Annotated in this window: 17 protein-coding genes, 1 tRNA gene and 1 pseudogene; 8 read left to right on the top strand and 11 right to left on the bottom strand. The window is 58.6% G+C overall.

Features of this window, described 5'->3' with window-relative positions; all coding sequences use genetic code 11:
• Window positions 1-45: 45 nt before the first annotated feature.
• From KW839_RS02105 to KW839_RS02085, 5 genes and pseudogenes are all read left to right on the top strand, one after another.
• The gene (locus KW839_RS02105) at window positions 46-1,248 is read left to right on the top strand and encodes a TolC family protein (RefSeq protein ID WP_218423240.1); all 1,203 of its coding nucleotides are present in this window, start codon (window positions 46-48) and stop codon (window positions 1,246-1,248) included.
• Window positions 1,245-3,410, top strand: a complete 2,166-nt coding sequence (locus KW839_RS02100) for a type I secretion system permease/ATPase (protein WP_218423239.1) — start codon at window positions 1,245-1,247, stop codon at window positions 3,408-3,410. The genes KW839_RS02105 and KW839_RS02100 overlap by 4 nt, the downstream gene beginning before the upstream one ends.
• Window positions 3,407-4,597 carry an HlyD family efflux transporter periplasmic adaptor subunit gene (locus KW839_RS02095; protein ID WP_371318031.1) on the top strand — a complete coding sequence of 397 codons (1,191 nt, stop codon included), beginning with the start codon at window positions 3,407-3,409 and terminating at the stop codon, window positions 4,595-4,597. Before KW839_RS02100 ends, KW839_RS02095 begins: the two co-directional genes overlap by 4 nt.
• 108 nt (window positions 4,598-4,705) lie before the next feature.
• Window positions 4,706-4,991, top strand: a pseudogene (locus KW839_RS02090) (succinylglutamate desuccinylase/aspartoacylase family protein); the annotation flags it as partial.
• 139 nt (window positions 4,992-5,130) lie between these two features.
• Window positions 5,131-5,445 carry a hypothetical protein gene (locus KW839_RS02085; RefSeq protein WP_218423416.1) on the top strand — a complete coding sequence of 105 codons (315 nt, stop codon included), beginning with the start codon at window positions 5,131-5,133 and terminating at the stop codon, window positions 5,443-5,445.
• 530 nt (window positions 5,446-5,975) lie between these two features.
• On the opposite strand, the gene KW839_RS02080 is transcribed toward KW839_RS02085, so the two are convergent.
• The 7 genes from KW839_RS02080 to KW839_RS02050 form a co-directional block, all read right to left on the bottom strand.
• The gene (locus tag KW839_RS02080; RefSeq protein WP_218423238.1) at window positions 5,976-7,232 is read right to left on the bottom strand and encodes a serine hydrolase; all 1,257 of its coding nucleotides are present in this window, start codon (window positions 7,230-7,232) and stop codon (window positions 5,976-5,978) included.
• 109 nt (window positions 7,233-7,341) lie between these two features.
• Window positions 7,342-7,635 (bottom strand): antibiotic biosynthesis monooxygenase, encoded by a 294-nt coding sequence (locus KW839_RS28015; protein WP_095057962.1) that lies wholly within the window; start codon window positions 7,633-7,635, stop codon window positions 7,342-7,344.
• A 10-nt stretch (window positions 7,636-7,645) separates the two neighbouring features.
• The gene (locus tag KW839_RS02070; protein WP_218423237.1) at window positions 7,646-8,392 is read right to left on the bottom strand and encodes an SDR family NAD(P)-dependent oxidoreductase; all 747 of its coding nucleotides are present in this window, start codon (window positions 8,390-8,392) and stop codon (window positions 7,646-7,648) included.
• A 247-nt stretch (window positions 8,393-8,639) separates the two neighbouring features.
• Entirely contained in the window at window positions 8,640-9,548 is a 909-nt protein-coding gene (locus tag KW839_RS02065) for a LysR substrate-binding domain-containing protein (RefSeq protein ID WP_218423236.1), read from the bottom strand.
• Window positions 9,549-9,983: 435 nt separating this feature from the next.
• Window positions 9,984-10,343: an SDR family NAD(P)-dependent oxidoreductase gene (locus KW839_RS02060; RefSeq protein ID WP_218423235.1), complete on the bottom strand. Its 360-nt coding sequence runs from the start codon at window positions 10,341-10,343 to the stop codon at window positions 9,984-9,986.
• A 13-nt stretch (window positions 10,344-10,356) separates the two neighbouring features.
• A complete protein-coding gene (locus KW839_RS02055; RefSeq protein WP_218423234.1) occupies window positions 10,357-11,250 on the bottom strand; it encodes a pirin family protein in 894 nt (297 codons plus the stop codon).
• Between the two features lie 43 nt (window positions 11,251-11,293).
• On the bottom strand, window positions 11,294-11,941 hold the full coding sequence (locus KW839_RS02050) for an FMN-dependent NADH-azoreductase (RefSeq protein ID WP_218423233.1): 648 nt from the start codon (window positions 11,939-11,941) through the stop codon (window positions 11,294-11,296).
• Window positions 11,942-12,070: 129 nt separating this feature from the next.
• On the opposite strand from KW839_RS02050, the gene KW839_RS02045 reads away from it, so the two are divergent.
• Window positions 12,071-12,991, top strand: a complete 921-nt coding sequence (locus tag KW839_RS02045) for a LysR family transcriptional regulator (protein ID WP_218423232.1) — start codon at window positions 12,071-12,073, stop codon at window positions 12,989-12,991.
• A 368-nt stretch (window positions 12,992-13,359) separates the two neighbouring features.
• Here the strand turns inward: KW839_RS02045 and KW839_RS02040 are convergent, their stop codons facing one another.
• Window positions 13,360-13,569 carry a hypothetical protein gene (locus tag KW839_RS02040; protein WP_060540567.1) on the bottom strand — a complete coding sequence of 70 codons (210 nt, stop codon included), beginning with the start codon at window positions 13,567-13,569 and terminating at the stop codon, window positions 13,360-13,362.
• A 438-nt stretch (window positions 13,570-14,007) separates the two neighbouring features.
• Window positions 14,008-14,095, bottom strand: a tRNA-Ser gene (locus KW839_RS02035).
• A gap of 122 nt (window positions 14,096-14,217) precedes the next feature.
• Here KW839_RS02035 and KW839_RS02030 point away from each other — a divergent pair.
• Window positions 14,218-14,889, top strand: coding sequence for a Bax inhibitor-1/YccA family protein (locus KW839_RS02030; protein WP_218423231.1), 672 nt, complete (start codon window positions 14,218-14,220; stop codon window positions 14,887-14,889).
• A gap of 58 nt (window positions 14,890-14,947) precedes the next feature.
• Here the strand turns inward: KW839_RS02030 and KW839_RS02025 are convergent, their stop codons facing one another.
• Window positions 14,948-15,274: a YceK/YidQ family lipoprotein gene (locus tag KW839_RS02025; RefSeq protein ID WP_060540569.1), complete on the bottom strand. Its 327-nt coding sequence runs from the start codon at window positions 15,272-15,274 to the stop codon at window positions 14,948-14,950.
• Between the two features lie 57 nt (window positions 15,275-15,331).
• A complete protein-coding gene (locus tag KW839_RS02020) occupies window positions 15,332-15,769 on the bottom strand; it encodes an Lrp/AsnC family transcriptional regulator (protein ID WP_060540570.1) in 438 nt (145 codons plus the stop codon).
• Window positions 15,770-15,904: 135 nt separating this feature from the next.
• Here KW839_RS02020 and KW839_RS02015 point away from each other — a divergent pair, with 135 nt between their 5' ends.
• Window positions 15,905-16,798: a DMT family transporter gene (locus KW839_RS02015; RefSeq protein ID WP_218423230.1), complete on the top strand. Its 894-nt coding sequence runs from the start codon at window positions 15,905-15,907 to the stop codon at window positions 16,796-16,798.

The raw sequence follows: 16,798 nt of genomic DNA, 5'->3' as shown, positions 1-16,798 counted from the left end.
CTGCCTTTGTGGGGGGCTTGCCTGGTTCTACAGGGACTGCCGCAGATGGCAACCGCGATCACACTAACCGATGCCGTTCACCTGGGCCTGGCCGCGCACCCCGAAGTACGCTCGGCCATGGCCGAGGTGAACAGGGCATCAACCGATCTGGATATGAGCAAGAACGGGTATTACCCGAAGGTGGATGCATCGGCTGGACCGGAGGACGGCATGTTCGGAGACATGGGCTACGACCTCACGGTTTCGCAACGGCTGTATGACTGGGGGAGGGTCGAGAGCCAGGTCGACACCGCTTCGGCAAAATTGCGTGAGCAGACGGAGAGCCTGTTGGTGGTCCGCGAGGATGCCGCGCTGGACATTTGCGAAATCTATCTGGATGTACTCACGACGGAGCAACGGCTCGACGCTGTGCGCAGCCATATTGCTCGTCTGGGCAAGCTCGGTGACCTGATTCGTGAACGTGCCAGCGCGGGATATACCGACAGTGGCGAGGAGAGCCGGGCCAACCTTGAACTGGCCCGGGCCCAGGAGCAATTGCTGATTGAAAAGGGCGCCCTGCAGGATGCCGAACAGCAATACCGACAGTTGATCGGGGGACCAGCGGCCGGCCTGGAACAGCCTGGCGACGATTCATTTTCCGCCCATCTAATTGGAGCGGGAGACCTGGACAATGCCATTGCTCAATCACCGCTGTATCGCAAAGCCAAACAGAAGCAAGCGGTTGAGGAAGCGAAGGTGCGCGAAGCGGATGCATCGATGTTTCCCCAACTGAACCTGGAAGGTTCGCTGTTGCGGCGTGAGCTCGGCGGGCAACTGACCAGTGATTCGGTCATCGCCCTGCGTATTCGCATGGACACCATCGCCGGGCTCTCCATTTTTCAGCGGCCCGCCGCAGCCCGCCAGAGTCTTGAGGCGGCTGAATGGAACGTGGACACCATGCGCCGCGATATCCGGCGCAAAGTGTCGTCATTGGTGGAGAACGAAACTACCGTGAAATGGCGTGAGCAGTCGCTTCGTGAACAGATCAAGCATGCCAAGGAGGTCGATGCCGTTTATCAGGATCAATTTGTCGTCGGCCTTCGCGACATGACCGACATGCTGACCATTGAGCACGAGCGTTTCGAAGCGGAGCGTCAGCTCATCAACCTGCAAAGTGAACACAAGCGCGTGCAATACCGTGCAGCGGCCCAGTTGGGCCTGCTGGTTCCTCTGCTGGAAGAACGATTGCCACCGAGGGGTACTTCATGATTGAAGCCATCGAAAGGGACACCCCTGAAATCCAGGCCAAGGCAGCGCCCTCGTTTAGTCAGGATCCGCTGCGTGACGGGCTGCTGTTGCTGTGTCGCCAGTTTGGCCGGGCGGCCAGCATCGCCGAACTCGGCGAGGGCCTGGCACTGGAAAAGGGCCGGTTGCCGCTGAAACTGGCACCCCGGGCCTTGCGCCGGCTTGGGTTGACCGCACGGGTGCTGGAGGTTCCGTTGATGGCCATCAGCCCAACGTTGCTGCCGGTGTTGCTGCAATTGCGCGATGGGCAAAGCGTCATCCTTGTCGAGCGCCAGGGCGAGGAGGTCACTGTGCTCGATGCGTCCAGCGGCGGTGGTCAGCGGACCCTGTCTCTGCTGGAGCTGGAGGCGCAGTACAGTGGCTCGGCATTGTTCGCCCGGCCGCAGTATCGCCCGAATGGTCGCGCTGGAAACTATGCCAGCGAGCCTGCCGAACATTGGCTCAAGGCACCCCTGAAGGCTTGCTGGCGGGCCTATGCGGCGACCGGCGTCGCGGCCCTGATGACCAATCTGCTGGCTATTTCCTCTGCGCTGTTCGCCATGCAGGTCTATGATCGGGTGGTGCCCAATGACGCCTTTGATACCTTGTGGATCCTGGCCAGCGGTGTAGTGCTGGCGATGCTGCTGGAGTTCGTGCTGCGCAGCCTGCGCGCGCACATTCTGGATGTCACGGGCAAGCGCCTGGACGTGCATCTATCCTCGGTTCTGTTCAATCAGGTGCTGCAGATTCGACTGCAGTCGAAACCCGCATCGGTGGGCGCCTTCAGCACTCAGATCCGCGAATTCGAGTCCGTGCGCGAATTCTTCACCTCGAGTACAGCAGCGGCCATCAGTGACCTGCCATTCGTTTTCCTGTTTCTGCTGGCGATCGTTCTGATTGGCGGCTCTGTCGTCTGGGTGCCGTTGTTGGCGATCCTGCTGATGTTGTTGCCGGGCCTGCTGGCGCAGAAAAAACTCGCTCGGCTGTCGCGCCAGAATCTGCGGGAAGGGGCGGTGAAGAACGGCGTATTGCTCGAAGCCATCGAAAACCTGGAAACAGTCAAGGCGAGCCGTGCCGAAGGTCGCTTGTTGAACCAATGGGAAATGCTCACCGCAGAACTCTCCCAGTCGGCGGTGACCTCGCGCAGTTTGACCGCGGTGCTCAGCCATGGAGCGCTGTTGATCCAGCAGCTGGGCTACGTCGGCGTACTGATCGTGGGCGTCTACCAGATCAGCAACGGTGAAATGACGATCGGCGCCTTGATTGCCAGCTCGCTGCTGGCCGCACGGGCAATAGCCCCCATGGGCCAGATGGCGGGCCTGCTCGCGCGATGGCAGCATGTCAAGGTCGCTATGGAGGGCCTCGACGGATTGATGAATGCCCCTACCGAGCGACCGGCAGGCAGGCGCTTCGCTCACGTGGAGCGTCTGCAAGGCCACTACAGCATCGAGAAATTGCAGATGCGCTACCACGCGGAAGGACTGCCGGCGCTGGATATCCCGCAACTGCAGATCAAGCCGGGCGAGCATGTGGCCTTGCTGGGTGGTAACGGTTCGGGGAAATCGACGCTACTGCGCTTGTTGTCCGGGTTGACCACGGCCGACCAGGGAAGCGTTCTGCTCGACCATCTGAGCATCGGCCAGATCGACCCGAGCGGATTACGCCAGAACATTGGCTACTTGCCCCAGGACACGGTGCTGTTTTACGGCACATTACGTGAAAACCTGACCCCGGATAATGCCGATCAAAGTGACGAAGAATTATTCGCAGTCCTGGATGGTGTTGGCCTGGGCACCTTCGTGCGTGGACACCCCCTGGGGCTCGACATGTTGCTGGAGGGCAGCGCCAGTGTTTCGGGGGGACAGCGCCAGGCCATTGGGTTGACCCGCCTGCTGCTTCAGGATCCGCCAATTGTGCTGCTCGATGAGCCGACCGCCGCGTTCGACCAGGAAAGCGAAGCTCATGTCATTCGCTACTTGCAGGGCTGGCTGGATGGACGCACGTTGATCCTCTCCACCCATAAGCGTGCGCTGCTGGTGTTGACCGAGCGAGCATTGGTGCTGCGCCAGGGCAAGCTGATCATGGATGGTCCGCTGAGCAGTGTTGTCAGTGGCAACCAGGTAAACGTCACTAAGGACGTCGTATGAGAACTCATACTCGCGCGGAATTTAAGCTGTTGCGTTCGCTTGGCGACTCACAGGTGGCCATGGAGAGTCCGACCGCCTGGTTAATCTTTTGGACCTGTCTGTTAAGCATGGTGGGGTTTGTCGTCTGGGCGGCCTGGGCCGAACTGGACGTAGTGACGCGTGGTGATGGACGCATCGTGCCCCACAGCCGGATCCAGAAAATCCAGAGCCTGGAGGGCGGGATTCTCGGGCAGTTGATGGTGCATGAAGGTGACTTGGTCGAGGCAGGGCAGTTGCTGGTCAAGTTGGACAACACCCGTTTCCACTCCGCCTACATGGAGAGCAAGAGCCAGGCCGAGGCACTGTCCGCCGCTATTGCCCGCCTGGAAGCAGAGACCCTGAACCAGGACACCATCAGTTTCCCGCCAGGTCTTTCCAGCAACAGCGCTTTCATGGCGAGTGAGCGCGCCCTGTTCAAGGCGCGGCGTGACACCTATCAGCAAGCGGTGCACTCGCTCAAATCGGAGCTGGAACTGGCGCGCCGACAGTATCGTCTGATCGAACCGCTGGTGCACAAACGTGCAGCCAGTGAAATGGAGGCGTTGCGCTTGAGCAAGGAAATCGCCTCGCTGAACGGCAAGCTGACCGAGGTCGCCAACGCCTATTTCCAGGATGCTTATACCGAGCTGTCGTCGAAAAAAGCGGAACTCAACGCACTTGACCAGACCCTGTTGCAGCGCGAAGACCAGTTGCGTCGTACCGAGGTGCGTTCCCCGGTCAACGGACGGGTCAACGACATCATGATCACTACTCGCGGTGGCGTTATCCAGCCCGGCGAGGCGATCATGGACGTGATCCCGGTCGACGACAAACTGCTGGTCGAGGCGAAAGTCAAACCCCGCGATGTTGCCTTTCTGGTCCCGGGGATGCCCGCGCGGGTCAAGATCACCGCGTATGACTATACGGTATACGGCGACCTTTCCGGCACTCTGGAGCAGATCAGCGCAGACACCATCGAGGAAGACACCCCACGCGGTAAGGAGGCTTTCTACAAGATACTCGTGAAGACCGATTCCAGTGATCTGCGCAAAGGGGAGGATGTACTGCCGATCAAACCCGGCATGGTTGCCGAAGTGGATGTACAGAGCGGAAAGCGAACCGTGCTCAATTACCTGCTAAGGCCATTGCTCAAGGCTCGCTTGTATTAGATTTTTCGGCCGTTGTAGCGTCAACGGGCGATCAAGGCGATTGAGGAAGGGGGGGGCATGCCGCCCAACGCATTCTGATCGCCGAGACCTGCGTCGAGACGCTGTTGGATTCTTGAAGGTGAGATCCAGGCCACGGAGTCAAATTATGACAAACATGCCAAATGCCAATTGCTTCATCGACAGCGAACACGACGGCCTGCTGGAAATGTGCCGTGATCTGGGCGACTACGTGAGCATGGGAGAAGTGGTCGCCCGTGTTCACGACGTTACCCAGAGCGGCGTCGCGCCGGTGGAATATCGCGCCGCCCGCAGCGGCCGGCTGGCGGCGCGCCACGTTCCGGGGCTGGTGCAGCGCGGCGATATCATTGCAGTCATTGCCGATGTATTACCCTGACCGAGCACCACTGTGTGAGCAGCCAATGAACGTCGCGTGTACGGTTTCCACCGTTCGTCCATTGCACTGCACTTGCGATGTCTTTGCGAAGTCTGAACTTCATGCACGGATATCCCGCGCCTCTGAATGGAGAGTCAGCATGGACATTGATGAGAATGCGCCTGGGAACATCTCTCAGCAGGACGTAACACGCACGACGGATAACGAAGCAGGTCACGATCCTGCACGGCCTGAAGCTGCGTCAAAGACGCCCGAAGATAGCCCTGATCGCGGTGAATCCGGGGCGGGGAATGACCGGGATTCGCCAGTTGTCACTGAGCCACAAACCGATACGGCGCCCAATAATCCCAAGCCCGATCCCGCCGCCAAAGAAAACGCCTACAGCCCTGACTTCAAATCCGAACCTGAACACAAACCTGTTCAAGATGCTGATATCGATACTCCGGGCGGTTAGTCGCAGGCCGGCGCCCCGCATTTGTCAGGGGCTTCGACTGTCCAGAACGCTCGAAACCCGTTGATCTCGCCCGTTCGTCCCAACTTCCCCCACACTAGCGTCTGGGTTTGGCGGGCAATTGCACGGGCTTGCCCACCTGTTTTCACTCGACCTGACAGCCTTCTGCATCGGGTATGACCAGGTCGTTTTGGCTTCTTAGGTACAACTGTCACAGCAAGGGAGCGGGGGGGGGGGGGCAGAACGCGGAGAAGGGATGTAGTTGCGGAAATGGTCGAAAAGATGCGGAACCGATCTTCGAAGGCCTCAGCGAATTGTCAAAAGCCAGAAACGACAAAGCCCTGAATAATCAGGGCTTTGTCGGTACAAATATGGCGGAGGCGATGGGATTCGAACTCATGGACCTGTTACAGTCGACGGTTTTCAAGACCGATATTTGGACTCAATCGGGCTAAGGCCTGTAGCGGTTTCCGCTCCTTTACACACAAGGGTTTCACTTCGCTTACCGGATCCTTAAGCGAACAGCATTGCGCTTATTGAGCGGCTTTGGTGATGGCGTCAAAGGCGACCATGTCGTCGATGACCTCGCCTCCGGTGGATTTGGTCTGTGCTTGCCAAACCACAATCACCACATTGTGGGTTGGATTGATGTAGACGTACTGACCAAAAATGCCGGCAGCGGTAAACGCTTTATCTGCCTTCGAAGCCTCTGTCCAGGCAGGCCACCACATGGAAGCAAAGTCGCCATATGCCGCATCCGCGCCAGTGGTTGTACTGACGAAACTCATCCAGTCTTTGGGCAGTACCTGCATGTCGCCGGCCTTGCCGCCGCTGAGTACGAACTGTCCGAAGCGCCCGTAATCTTCAAGGGTCGCACTGATACCGCTGCCGCCCACCTCATTGCCATTGGGGCCGTCGAGCCACCAGTTGGCGTCGCTTTGCATGCCATACGGTGCCCAGATTTTTTCACTCAAGTAATTCGCCAATGGCTTGCCCGTGGCGGCGCTGACCAATTGCCCCAGTACTTGTGTTTCCCCGGTGCTGTAGTTGGTCAGCGTACCTGGGGTCGCGATGCTTGGCCGTGTGGCCATGTACTTGAGGGCCGAGCCGGGTACTTGCGCGATTTGCAGCTTGAGCATCATCCGCCGGTCTGAGGTCGGATCGGCGTATTTCTCACTCCACTTGACCCCAGAGCGCATGGCCAGCACCTGACGTACCGTCGCCTGTTCATAACCACTGCCAGCCAGTGAAGGCAGGTAGTTGGTTACTTTGTCATCCAGGCTTTTGATCGAACCGTCCTGCAACGCGGCGCCCACCAGCGTCGAGGTGATGGACTTGGCCACCGACATCGACATCCACCGGGTGTCCGCTGTATTGCCCTTTTCATAGCGCTCAGTAACGATTTTACCGTCCTTGAGCACCAGCAGGCCCGTTACATGGTTAAGCGTGACGTAGTCATTGAGGTTGTATTGCTTGCCTTTGAAGTCAAAGGCAACTGGCCCGAGCGGCTGGCCGCTGCGCGGTAATGGAAAGGGATGACCAGCGGCCTTGATGGTGCGCACAGGGAACAAGCGATCAATGTTGCGGAAGGTGTTAACGGCCATGTCTTCGCTGAGCTTGCCGTTGTACATAGTCTCGACGTCGCCAATTGGCTCCTGTGCATGGAGGTAGGGCTTCGTTGAATCCGCGTTGCTTGAACAGGCAATCAACGACAGCACCAGTGCCGAAGCGCACGTCACCGCCTGAACACGGCGTCTCTCAGCGATTGATGAATGATCTGAGTGCAGCATGAAAGATTTCCTTCTTATTATGGTTTTTGTGGGTTGAACAAATAACATTCGCAAGTAACATGCTAAAAAACGCCTCCCCGGCGGCCTGAGCACCCACGGGATCACGTCTTCAAGGGGCGACCGCGGACCAGTGATGCAGTTGACGCTCCGCGTTCCACATTGGGTGAACTCGCGCAAAATAGAGGGCGTAATAGGGACGTTTCATCTGGACATTTTCAAAATATGCTCGACTACTCCATGTTTCAACGAGTAACACATGATGGGGACAATCCTCGCTCTGCAGCACGTCAAACCCCAGGCAGTCAGGCTCACGTTCGATCAGCGTGCGCAAATTCGACAGCTCGTGCAGAAAGTCCGCGAGACGCTCAGACCGGATCTTTAGCTCTACCGTGAGAACATACATACTGTTCAACTCAAAGTGAGTCAGTCAAGCCGCCATCGGTCAGGAGCGTGCGCCCCGTGATCCAGCGCGATTCGTCCGAAGCAAGGAATACGACCACGTCCGCGATGTCCTCGGGCTCACCGATACGCCCTGCCGGTGTCGCCGCGATCACAGCTTGCCGGCGCGCGTCGGGCGTCGCCGCAGTCATGTCCGTGCTTGTCATCGAGGGCGCCACCGCATTCACCGTGATCCCCCGTGCGCCGAGTTCCTTTGCAAAACCATTCGTCAATACGGACACTGCAGCCTTACTGGCGGCATAGATGGCTGTACCTGGGCGGGGGGAATAGATCAGGTTAGTCGAGACGTTCACCACGCGCCCGCCGGTAGGCGGAAAATGCGGAACCGCTGCCTGCATCATGTGCAATACGCTGCTCATGTTGACGGCAAAGAGCCGGGTCACATGGTCCGCGTCGATGTCCGCAAAAGTGCGCCCCTCGAAAATGCCGGCGTTGTTCACCAGAATATCGATGCGGCCGAAACGTGCGACGATCGAGGCGATAACACTGCGCACAGCGGATGCGTCCGCCACATCCGCCGCAAAAGCCTCAGCTACCCCCCCCGCCTCCCTGATCGCCCGAACCACTGACTGTGCCTGATCGACTCCGGACTGATAGACAACCGCAACGATTGCGCCCTCAGCTGCGAGCTTGCGGGCGATGGCAGCGCCGATGCCACGTGAGCCTCCGGTGACAACCGCAATTCTGTTTACAAGCTTCATCATTTGCTCCTGAAGATAGGTTGCTTCTGGCTCATCTATGCGCTGGATACAACCAAGAACAAGGGGCCAACGGAATGGCTAGCGCATCTGGAATTCACCGGACTTCAACGGCGATGACTCTATGATCCGCCGGCATCCAGAATGAAAGAGCCCGTAGGGTACGTTTGAACATGTAATGGGAATAAGACGGGGAAACGAGAAAGATTTTTTCCCTAGGGAAGAAATCTCCCCCGATTTGACATTACGACTATGGTGGTCCTTCAACCGCGCGGGGCAAACGCTCGATCAGAAAATCGGCAAAGGCCCGAACCGCTGGCATCAGCCCCCTGGCGGAGGGCAGGATCAAGCTCAATGTTCGTCGAGAAACCTCCCATTGGGGAAGGACCCGCACCAGCGTTCCATCGGCCAGTTCCGTCCGGCAGGTATGCAGTGGCACGACGGCAACGCCCTGGCCTGCAATAGCTGCTGCCTTGAGCAGCGAAACATCGTCTGAGCCGAGACGGTTTTTTAACCGTACCGTGGCCTGTTCTTCGCCCGGCCCCCGCAACGTCCAGACGCTTAAGCTGCTATGCGTCGCCAGGTGAAGACCGTCGACGCCATCTACATCTGTAGGATTGGCAGTCCGACGCTCGCCAAAGTAGTTGGGGCTGGCTACCAGCACCATCTGCAAGGTGGCCAGTTGGCGCGCGACCATCGACGACTCGACCAGGTCCTGTTCATGCGAACGCAGGCCAAGATCAAAGCCGTCTGCAATTAGATCGGTGTAACGGCTGCTTGCGATGATGTCGACGCTGACTTGGGGATAGCGGGCAAGGAATTCCGGCAGCAATGGCACAAGCAGAGAGCGCAGGACCCCTTGCGGGCAGGTCATCCGGACACGCCCTGCGGGTTCGCCCAACACGCCGCGCAGATGAACTTCGGCCGACTCGGCCTGTTCGACAATCTTCCGGGCGTAGAGATAGAGCTGTTCGCCGGCCTCGGTGAGAGCGAACCGGCGAGTGGTGCGGTCAATCAGACGCAGGCCGAGATGGTTTTCCAGGGCTTTCAGCCTGCGGCTTAGTGTGCCGGTCGGTATGGAAAGAGTTTGCGCCGCAGCAGTGAAGCTGCCACGTTCTGCAAGGAGCTTAAAGTAGTACAGGTCGTTGAGATCAAGCATCGGTATGAACTGCCCCGGGTTTCGTAGACACGTTTGAGTGGCGGCTGATGGCCGTTTTCTGACTGTGGCGACCCAGAGCAGCCCTTTGCGAATGACGCTTATGGCCGTTTTCTACCCATCGCGAGAGGCAGAAAACGACCGTGAACTGCCGGTCAAGCAGTCCGAGGTTCAACGGCAGGTATGAGAGTGAACCAGTCGCTCAGGACCTCGGCCCACCGACAAGTACTCGGCCAAAGCGGGCCGTCACGAAAATGGTCGATAGCGTCTGCTCACGTTCAAGATGCGGCCAGTCGCCTGCTACATGGGATGGACTTCAACATTTCACTTAAGCGGACCGCGGTAGGCGGCCCGCTGGAAGTAGGGGGCAGGCGCCTGTTCAAGTAGGCGCTTCATGGCCCGGACTCACCAAGTTTAGGCGCCAATATGCTGCGATGGTCAAATAGAAGCACCACCGTCCACCACCAGATCCTGACCGACTACGTAGCCCGCTCCATCAGAACACAACCACAAAACGGCAGAGGAAATCTCATCGAGCTTGGCTACCCGACCGGACGGATTAGTCGATGCGACCCGCGCATCGCGTGCGGCTTTGTCCTCGCCAGGCCGGTAAGACATCGACGTATCGACGGGGCCCGGGCTGACGCTATTGATACGGATTCCATTGCCGATCGCTTCCAGTGCGGCGGTCCGCGTAAGAACGGACACTGCCGCTTTAGAAGCTGCATAGGCACCTGTACCAGGGCGGGTCAAATGATCGCCGATGTTCGAGGCGATGTTGACAATAACGCATTGCATGCTTGACTGTGAATCACGTAAAAGGCTTCACGGCGCCAAACTTCCCAGCTTTGAAATCCGCCACGGCCTGTTCGGCTTCTTCTCTGCTGTTCATCACAAACGGCCCCATCTGCACAATCGGCTCGTTGATGGCCGCACCGGCAATCGCAACAAACTTCACCGCGCCATCTACAGCGCGCAGTTCCACAGCTCCCGCTTTATCAACCGAGATGGCAACGGCTTCGCTGGACGACAGCCTGGCTCCGATAGTGCTTTCTGGCACATCAAAGTCATGGGCGGTCAGATTCCCGGAGATGGCGTAGAGCCACAGATTCCAGCCGGATGGGATCGGCAACGCGGTACGGGCGCCGACATCCAGCCAGCCATCCACGATCAAGATCGGTTCAGGGGGATTCAGTGGGGAGGTCTTTCCACCCAATGTGCCGGCCAGCACGCGCAGGCGCAAACCAGGGCTTTCGATCACGGGCACGTCGCGGGCACGCACCAACATCGTCGCCGGTTCGATCTGCTTCAGGTGGCGCGGCAGATTGACGAACAACTGCAGTCCGTGCAACCGGGGGTGATCCCCCTCCGGCTGCTGTGTATGCACGATACCCTTGCCGGCCAGCGTCCAGTGCAGATCGCCAGGATCGATTCGATGGTCGTTGTGCACAGTGTCGTGGCTGCTCATCCACCCCTGGGTGTCTTCGAACAGCACCGTTACTGCCGACATGCCGGCATGCGGGTGCAGTTCGAACGTGGGACCGGTCATCACGTAATGGTCAACCAACACCAGTGGACTCATCGCACTGCCGAAGTCGGTATGGCGAAACTGGCGGATATCGCAGTGCGCACCAACTGCATGCGGTGCACGCGTGACCGGACGGGAAAAGCGCAGGCTGCTGGAGTTGGGTGCCGGAGTGGACATATTTATCGCTCCTGTGAGCTATTGATCGGGGAGCGGGGCGCGCTCAGGCAGCGATCTTCGCCCGGTCCTGGTTAGCAGCCTGACCCACGGCCACCGCGATGTCCGAGCGGGCTGATTCCAGTGCGGCAGCCTTGGCGGTGTCGCCCCTGCTGAGGCCTTCCGCACGCACGAAGCGCACGTCGGTGATGCCAAAGAAACCGAAGATCACCTTCAGGTAGCTCTCCTGATGTTCCATTGCCTGACCGCCTTCGCTGGTCGAGTACATGCCACCCCGGCTGGAGACCACGATCACGGTCTTGCCGCCTGCCAGGCCCACGGGGCCCTTCTCGGTGTACTTGAAGGTGCGACCGGCTTGTGCCAGACGGTCGATCCAGGCTTTCAGTTGCGTCGGAATGCTGAAGTTGTAGAAGGGGGCGCCGATGACGATCACGTCCGAAGCGAGGAACTGGCTCACCAGGCGCTCCGACACCGCATTTTCGAAACGCTGGGCTTCGGTTGGCTCGGCTTGCAGGCCAGTCTTGATACCAATCGCGTCGGCGGTGAAGTGGTTGGGGGTGTCCACGGCCAGGTCGAGGTATTCGACGGTGGTTTGGGAGTTGGCCGTGCGCCATTCCGCGACGACTTCGGCGGACAACAGGCGGGAAACGGAATAGGCGCCCAAGACACTGGAATCAATGTGCAGCAGTTTCATGATCTTTCGCTTCCTTCAAGTAAATGGGCCGGTAATCGCAGCGGCATGATTTGTAGTTTAAATTTGTGGCGATTCATTGATAAGTAGGCAAAAATTACTTAATTCGTTCCAAAAATAGGACAATAAAAGATGCTGGATCTCAATGACATGTTCTATTTCGCGGAAGTAGCCGAGCGCGGCGGTTTCGCGGCGGCCGGGCGCGCACTGGGCATTCCCAAGTCGCGCCTGTCCCGCCGGGTAGCGGAGCTGGAGACGCAACTGGGCGTACAGCTGTTGCAGCGCAGTACCCGCAGTCTCTCGCTCACCCCGGCCGGCGAGGTGTACTTGCGGCATTGCGCCGCGATGCGCGACGCGGCCCAGGCCGCCGGCGAGGCTGTCGCCCAGGCCCAGATCGAGCCCCGTGGCACAATCCGCATCAGTTGCCCGGTGACGCTGGCGCACACCAGAGTGGGGCGTTTGTTACCGGTGTTCATGAGCCGTTATCCGGCGGTGCGTGTGGAGATGATGGTGGTCAACCGTCCTGTCGACCCCATCGAGGAAGGCGTGGACATCGCGCTGCGCGTGCGGCCCGTGATCGAAAACAGCGCAACCCTTGTGGTCAAGAACTTCGGCATCATCCGCTCGGTACTGGTTGCCAGCAGTGAGCTGGTGCGCTTGCACGGGCCGATCGAAAAGCCCGAGGAGCTGGCCCGCCTTGATAGCGTGGCGATGTCCGCGAGTAGCGACGGCCGCCAGAGCTGGCACCTCCAGGGGCCCGGCGGCGCGAGCTACGTGCATCAACATTCGCCGCGCTATGTGGCGGGCGATCTGGCCACCCTGGCGTTCGCGGTACTGGGCGGTATCGGCGCATCGGTGCTGCCGGACTACATGTGCTTGCCCCACATCCGCAGTGGCGAACTGGTCGAGTTACTGCCCGGCTGGGGGCCGCCGGGGGGTATCTGCCATGCGATGTTTCCGGCGCGCCGGGCGCAAGTGCCGGCGGTGCGCAAGCTGATCGACTTCCTTGCGGAGAACCTCGGCGGCGCCGAGATGCGTGCGGTGCTCACGTGAATTTCCTGCTTGCCAAATTCGGTGTGCCCAGCCTTCCGCTTTTGGTCGGAAGCAGTCTGGTTGCAGCGACTCGTCAGCCGTCCGCTTTGCCGAGGACCTGTCAATCCATATTGCATAAGTCAGCAGATCGGCCTTGGCGGACATTTGTCACAGCGTATCTGCAGGTCCGCTAGTGGCCGATTCTGTTGAAAAAGTCGGCCATGGCTTGCGCAACTGAAAAGTATGCATCCGAGATTGAAATCTTTACTTTCAGCAACGGTCTCCAAACGCGGATTTCACGTAGCAGCGTGTACAAAAGGCGTTTTCACCGGTCAATGACCAGGCAGTTTTGGATGACCGACTTTTTCAACAGAATCGGCCGATTGCAGTCACTCCGGCGCCATTATCACCGCTAGCGTCATCTTGATGAACTCTTCGTTCTTGTCGATGGCTTCCAGGGCGCCACGCACATTGTCGGCGACGTCCGCCGATCCTTGCTGCTCGACCCAGTTAGAAAGCTCCATGATGGCGGCTTCGAGGGCGAGTTGGTTTTCATTGAGTTTGAACAGGAGGGAAGGGAGCAGGTCAGAATTTGGCATCGCGAAATCCTCCGTGGAGATTTCAGCGTAGCAGTGGTCAATCATAAAAGAGGGGATGGTACGGTCGGCAGGACGCCGAGGGGGGGCCGAAAAGGCGTGGGAGCTTTTTCGGGGATTCGCTAATTTCGGTTTGGCTCTGTAAGGCACCGTTTGCAGCGAGCGCCAGTAGAAAACTCAGCAAATGCTGGCTTTGTGCCCGTTTTCAAGCATGGGGTGCTAGTGCGCTGAGGCCTGCTGACGATCAAGGTCACCGGTGAATCATGCCTCTGATTGCGCTGTGATGGTCAGTCGGCAAAACGTCGGGGGAGGGACGTGAAATCAGCCTGAGTTCTGGAACACTTCCATAATAGTTATGGAACACCTCGTGCATCAAGGTACTTGGCTACAAACCCCAGAAACGACAAAGCCCTGAATAATCAGGGCTTTGTCGTATAAATATGGCGGAGGCGATGGGATTCGAACTCATGGACCTGTTACAGTCGACGGTTTTCAAGACCGTTGCCTTAAACCACTCGGCCACACCTCCGTTGCGTTGCGGGCGCCATAATACCTGAATGAAACACACTGTCAAACTCTCTGCATAGCTAGTTTCAAGGTGTCTGTTATGATCTTTGCGACTGAACGTTTCAAACCAACAGGAGTGTCGCCATGCGCGAACAGGATTACGCAGTTAATAACAGCGTGCAGGCTGAGCAGCTAGAGGTTAGCCGCGTCCTGCGCAACACATACGGCTTGCTCGCCCTGACGCTCGCATTCAGCGGCGTAATGGCCTACGTGGCGCAGCAGATGCGTGTTGGCTACCCGAACATTTTCGTGGTGCTGATCGGCTTCTACGGCCTTTTCTTCCTCACCAACAAACTCCGTGATTCGGCCTGGGGCCTGGTGTCTGCCTTTGCCCTGACCGGTTTCATGGGTTTCCTGCTCGGCCCGATCCTCAACCGTTACCTGGGAATGCAGGGCGGCGCTGAAGTGGTCAGCTCGGCTTTCGCGATGACGGCGCTGGTGTTCGGTGGCCTGTCGGCTTATGTGCTGATCAGCCGCAAGGACATGAGCTTCCTCGGTGGTTTCATCACCGCGGGCTTCTTCGTGCTGCTGGGTGCGACGGTGGCGAGCTTCTTCTTCCAGATCAGCGGCCTGCAACTGGCGATCAGCGCAGGTTTCGTGCTGTTTTCCTCGGTCTGCATCCTGTACCAGACCAGCGCCATCATCCATGGCGGCGAGCGCAACTACATCATGGCGACCATCAGCCTGTATGTATCGATCTACAACCTGTTCATCAGCCTGTTGCAGCTGTTCGGCATCATGGGCCGCGATGATTGATCGAAGGCCTTGAGTAAAAAACCCGCTCCGGCGGGTTTTTTATTGCCTCAAATGCTGGTCAGTTAATGACAATGCTGCCATCGGCCTGCTGACGGTAGATGGTGTAGGGCAGCAGCAAGGTATCGAACGCGCCGGAGATGACCACATCGATCAGCACGATGGCAGGAGCAAAGGTGTGGTTTTGTGGATCCAGCCCTGTTCCCAGCGGCGCATTCAAACTGCAAAAATCGTAGGTCACACCGCTGTAGATTCGTGGAACTGCGCCACAGTAGCTTTTTTGCTCCTTGAGGCTTTTGACCGCCACGTCGTCGCCGCGCACGACCGTTTGAACGGTGCCGCACCCTGCAAGCAATAGCGTCGCCAACAGCAGTAGCTGAATTTTCATAACGCCTGTCCTTAGCCGAAAAACAAGTAATCTACGCCGATTCGCTGCAAACAGCACTCATGCCATTGGCGGCAACCGGCGTTTGACCGGGGTCTTCTTGACGATTGCGGTATTGGTTTCGGCGTGGGTGTTGAGGCGATCGAGCAGGGTGTCCAGTTGTTCCATCGAGCGCACGTGCAAGCGCGCGATGAAGCAGTCGTCGCCGGTGACCTTGTCGCACTCGGTGAATTCAGGGATGGCCTGGATCTGCCGTTCCACTTCCTGCAGCTGACCCGGCAGCGGGCGAATCCGCACGATGGCCTGGAGTTGATAGCCGAAGCATTTCGGGTCGATTTCAACGGTGTAGCCCTTGAGCACACCCCGTTCTTCGAGCCGGCGCAGGCGCTCGGCTACGCTGGGCGAGGACAGGCCGCTGATGTTCGCCAAGGCCTTGAGCGAGCGGCGCGAGTCTTCCATCAACGCCTTGATCAGCACCTGGTCGATGTCGTCGGTCATGGCAGAACCCCTGTAAGGCAGTTAATTGAAAGTGCCTTTATAAAAAAGGCAGAAGTCGAGTTTAGCCTGCTTTTTGCGCTGGAGAAGCCCCCGAGTGGCTTGGCATACTTTGCGCTCAAACACAGGAGTCTGATGATGGACAAAACAATACGTCGTGGCTCGTTCGAGATGACCGCCGCCATGCTCATCTCCGGGACCATCGGCTGGTTCGTGCTGGTGTCCGGGCAACCGGTACTGGACGTGGTGTTCTGGCGTTGCCTGTTCGGCGCCGGCACCTTGTTGCTGATCTGCGCAGCCTTCGGCTTTCTGCGCCCGGGCATCCTGACCCGCACCACCTTCCTGCTGGCGGTGCTCAGTGGCGTGGCGATTGTCGGCAACTGGGTGCTGTTGTTTGCCTCCTATTCCCGCGCCTCGATTGCCATCGGCACGGCGGTCTACAACGTCCAGCCGCTCATGCTGGTGGGCCTGGCCGCATTGTTCCTCAACGAAAAAATCACCCTGCAGAAACTGTTCTGGCTGGGCATTTCGTTTCTCGGGATGCTGGCGATTGTCAGCGCCCATGGCGGGCAGGGCGAGAGCGGTAATGATTACCTGATGGGGATCGCCCTGGCATTGGGCGCTGCATTGCTTTATGCCATTGCCGCGTTGATCATCAAGCGCCTGATCGGTACGCCGCCGCACCTGATCGCGTTGATTCAGGTCTGCACCGGGGTGCTGATGCTCGCACCGTTCGCGCACTTTTCAGCGTTGCCGCAAGCGCCGAGTGCCTGGGCCAGTCTGGTGACGCTGGGCATCTTCCATACCGGGGTGATGTACGTGTTGCTGTATGGCGCGATTCAAAAACTGCCGACGGCACTGACCGGCGCGTTGTCGTTTATCTACCCGATCGCGGCGATTTTTGTCGACTGGTTTGCCTTTGGCCATCGCCTGGAACCGCTGCAGTGGATTGGCGTGGCTGCAATTTTGCTGGCTGCTGCGGGCATGCAACAGGGCTGGGGCTTCAAGCCGCGCAAGCTGGTGGCGCAATAA

Origin of the sequence: Pseudomonas sp. PDM31 (assembly GCF_019218965.1) — a bacterium.
Lineage (GTDB): Bacteria > Pseudomonadota > Gammaproteobacteria > Pseudomonadales > Pseudomonadaceae > Aquipseudomonas.
Note: the sequence above shows the minus strand (reverse complement) of the source record. Positions and strands in the feature narration are given on the sequence as shown.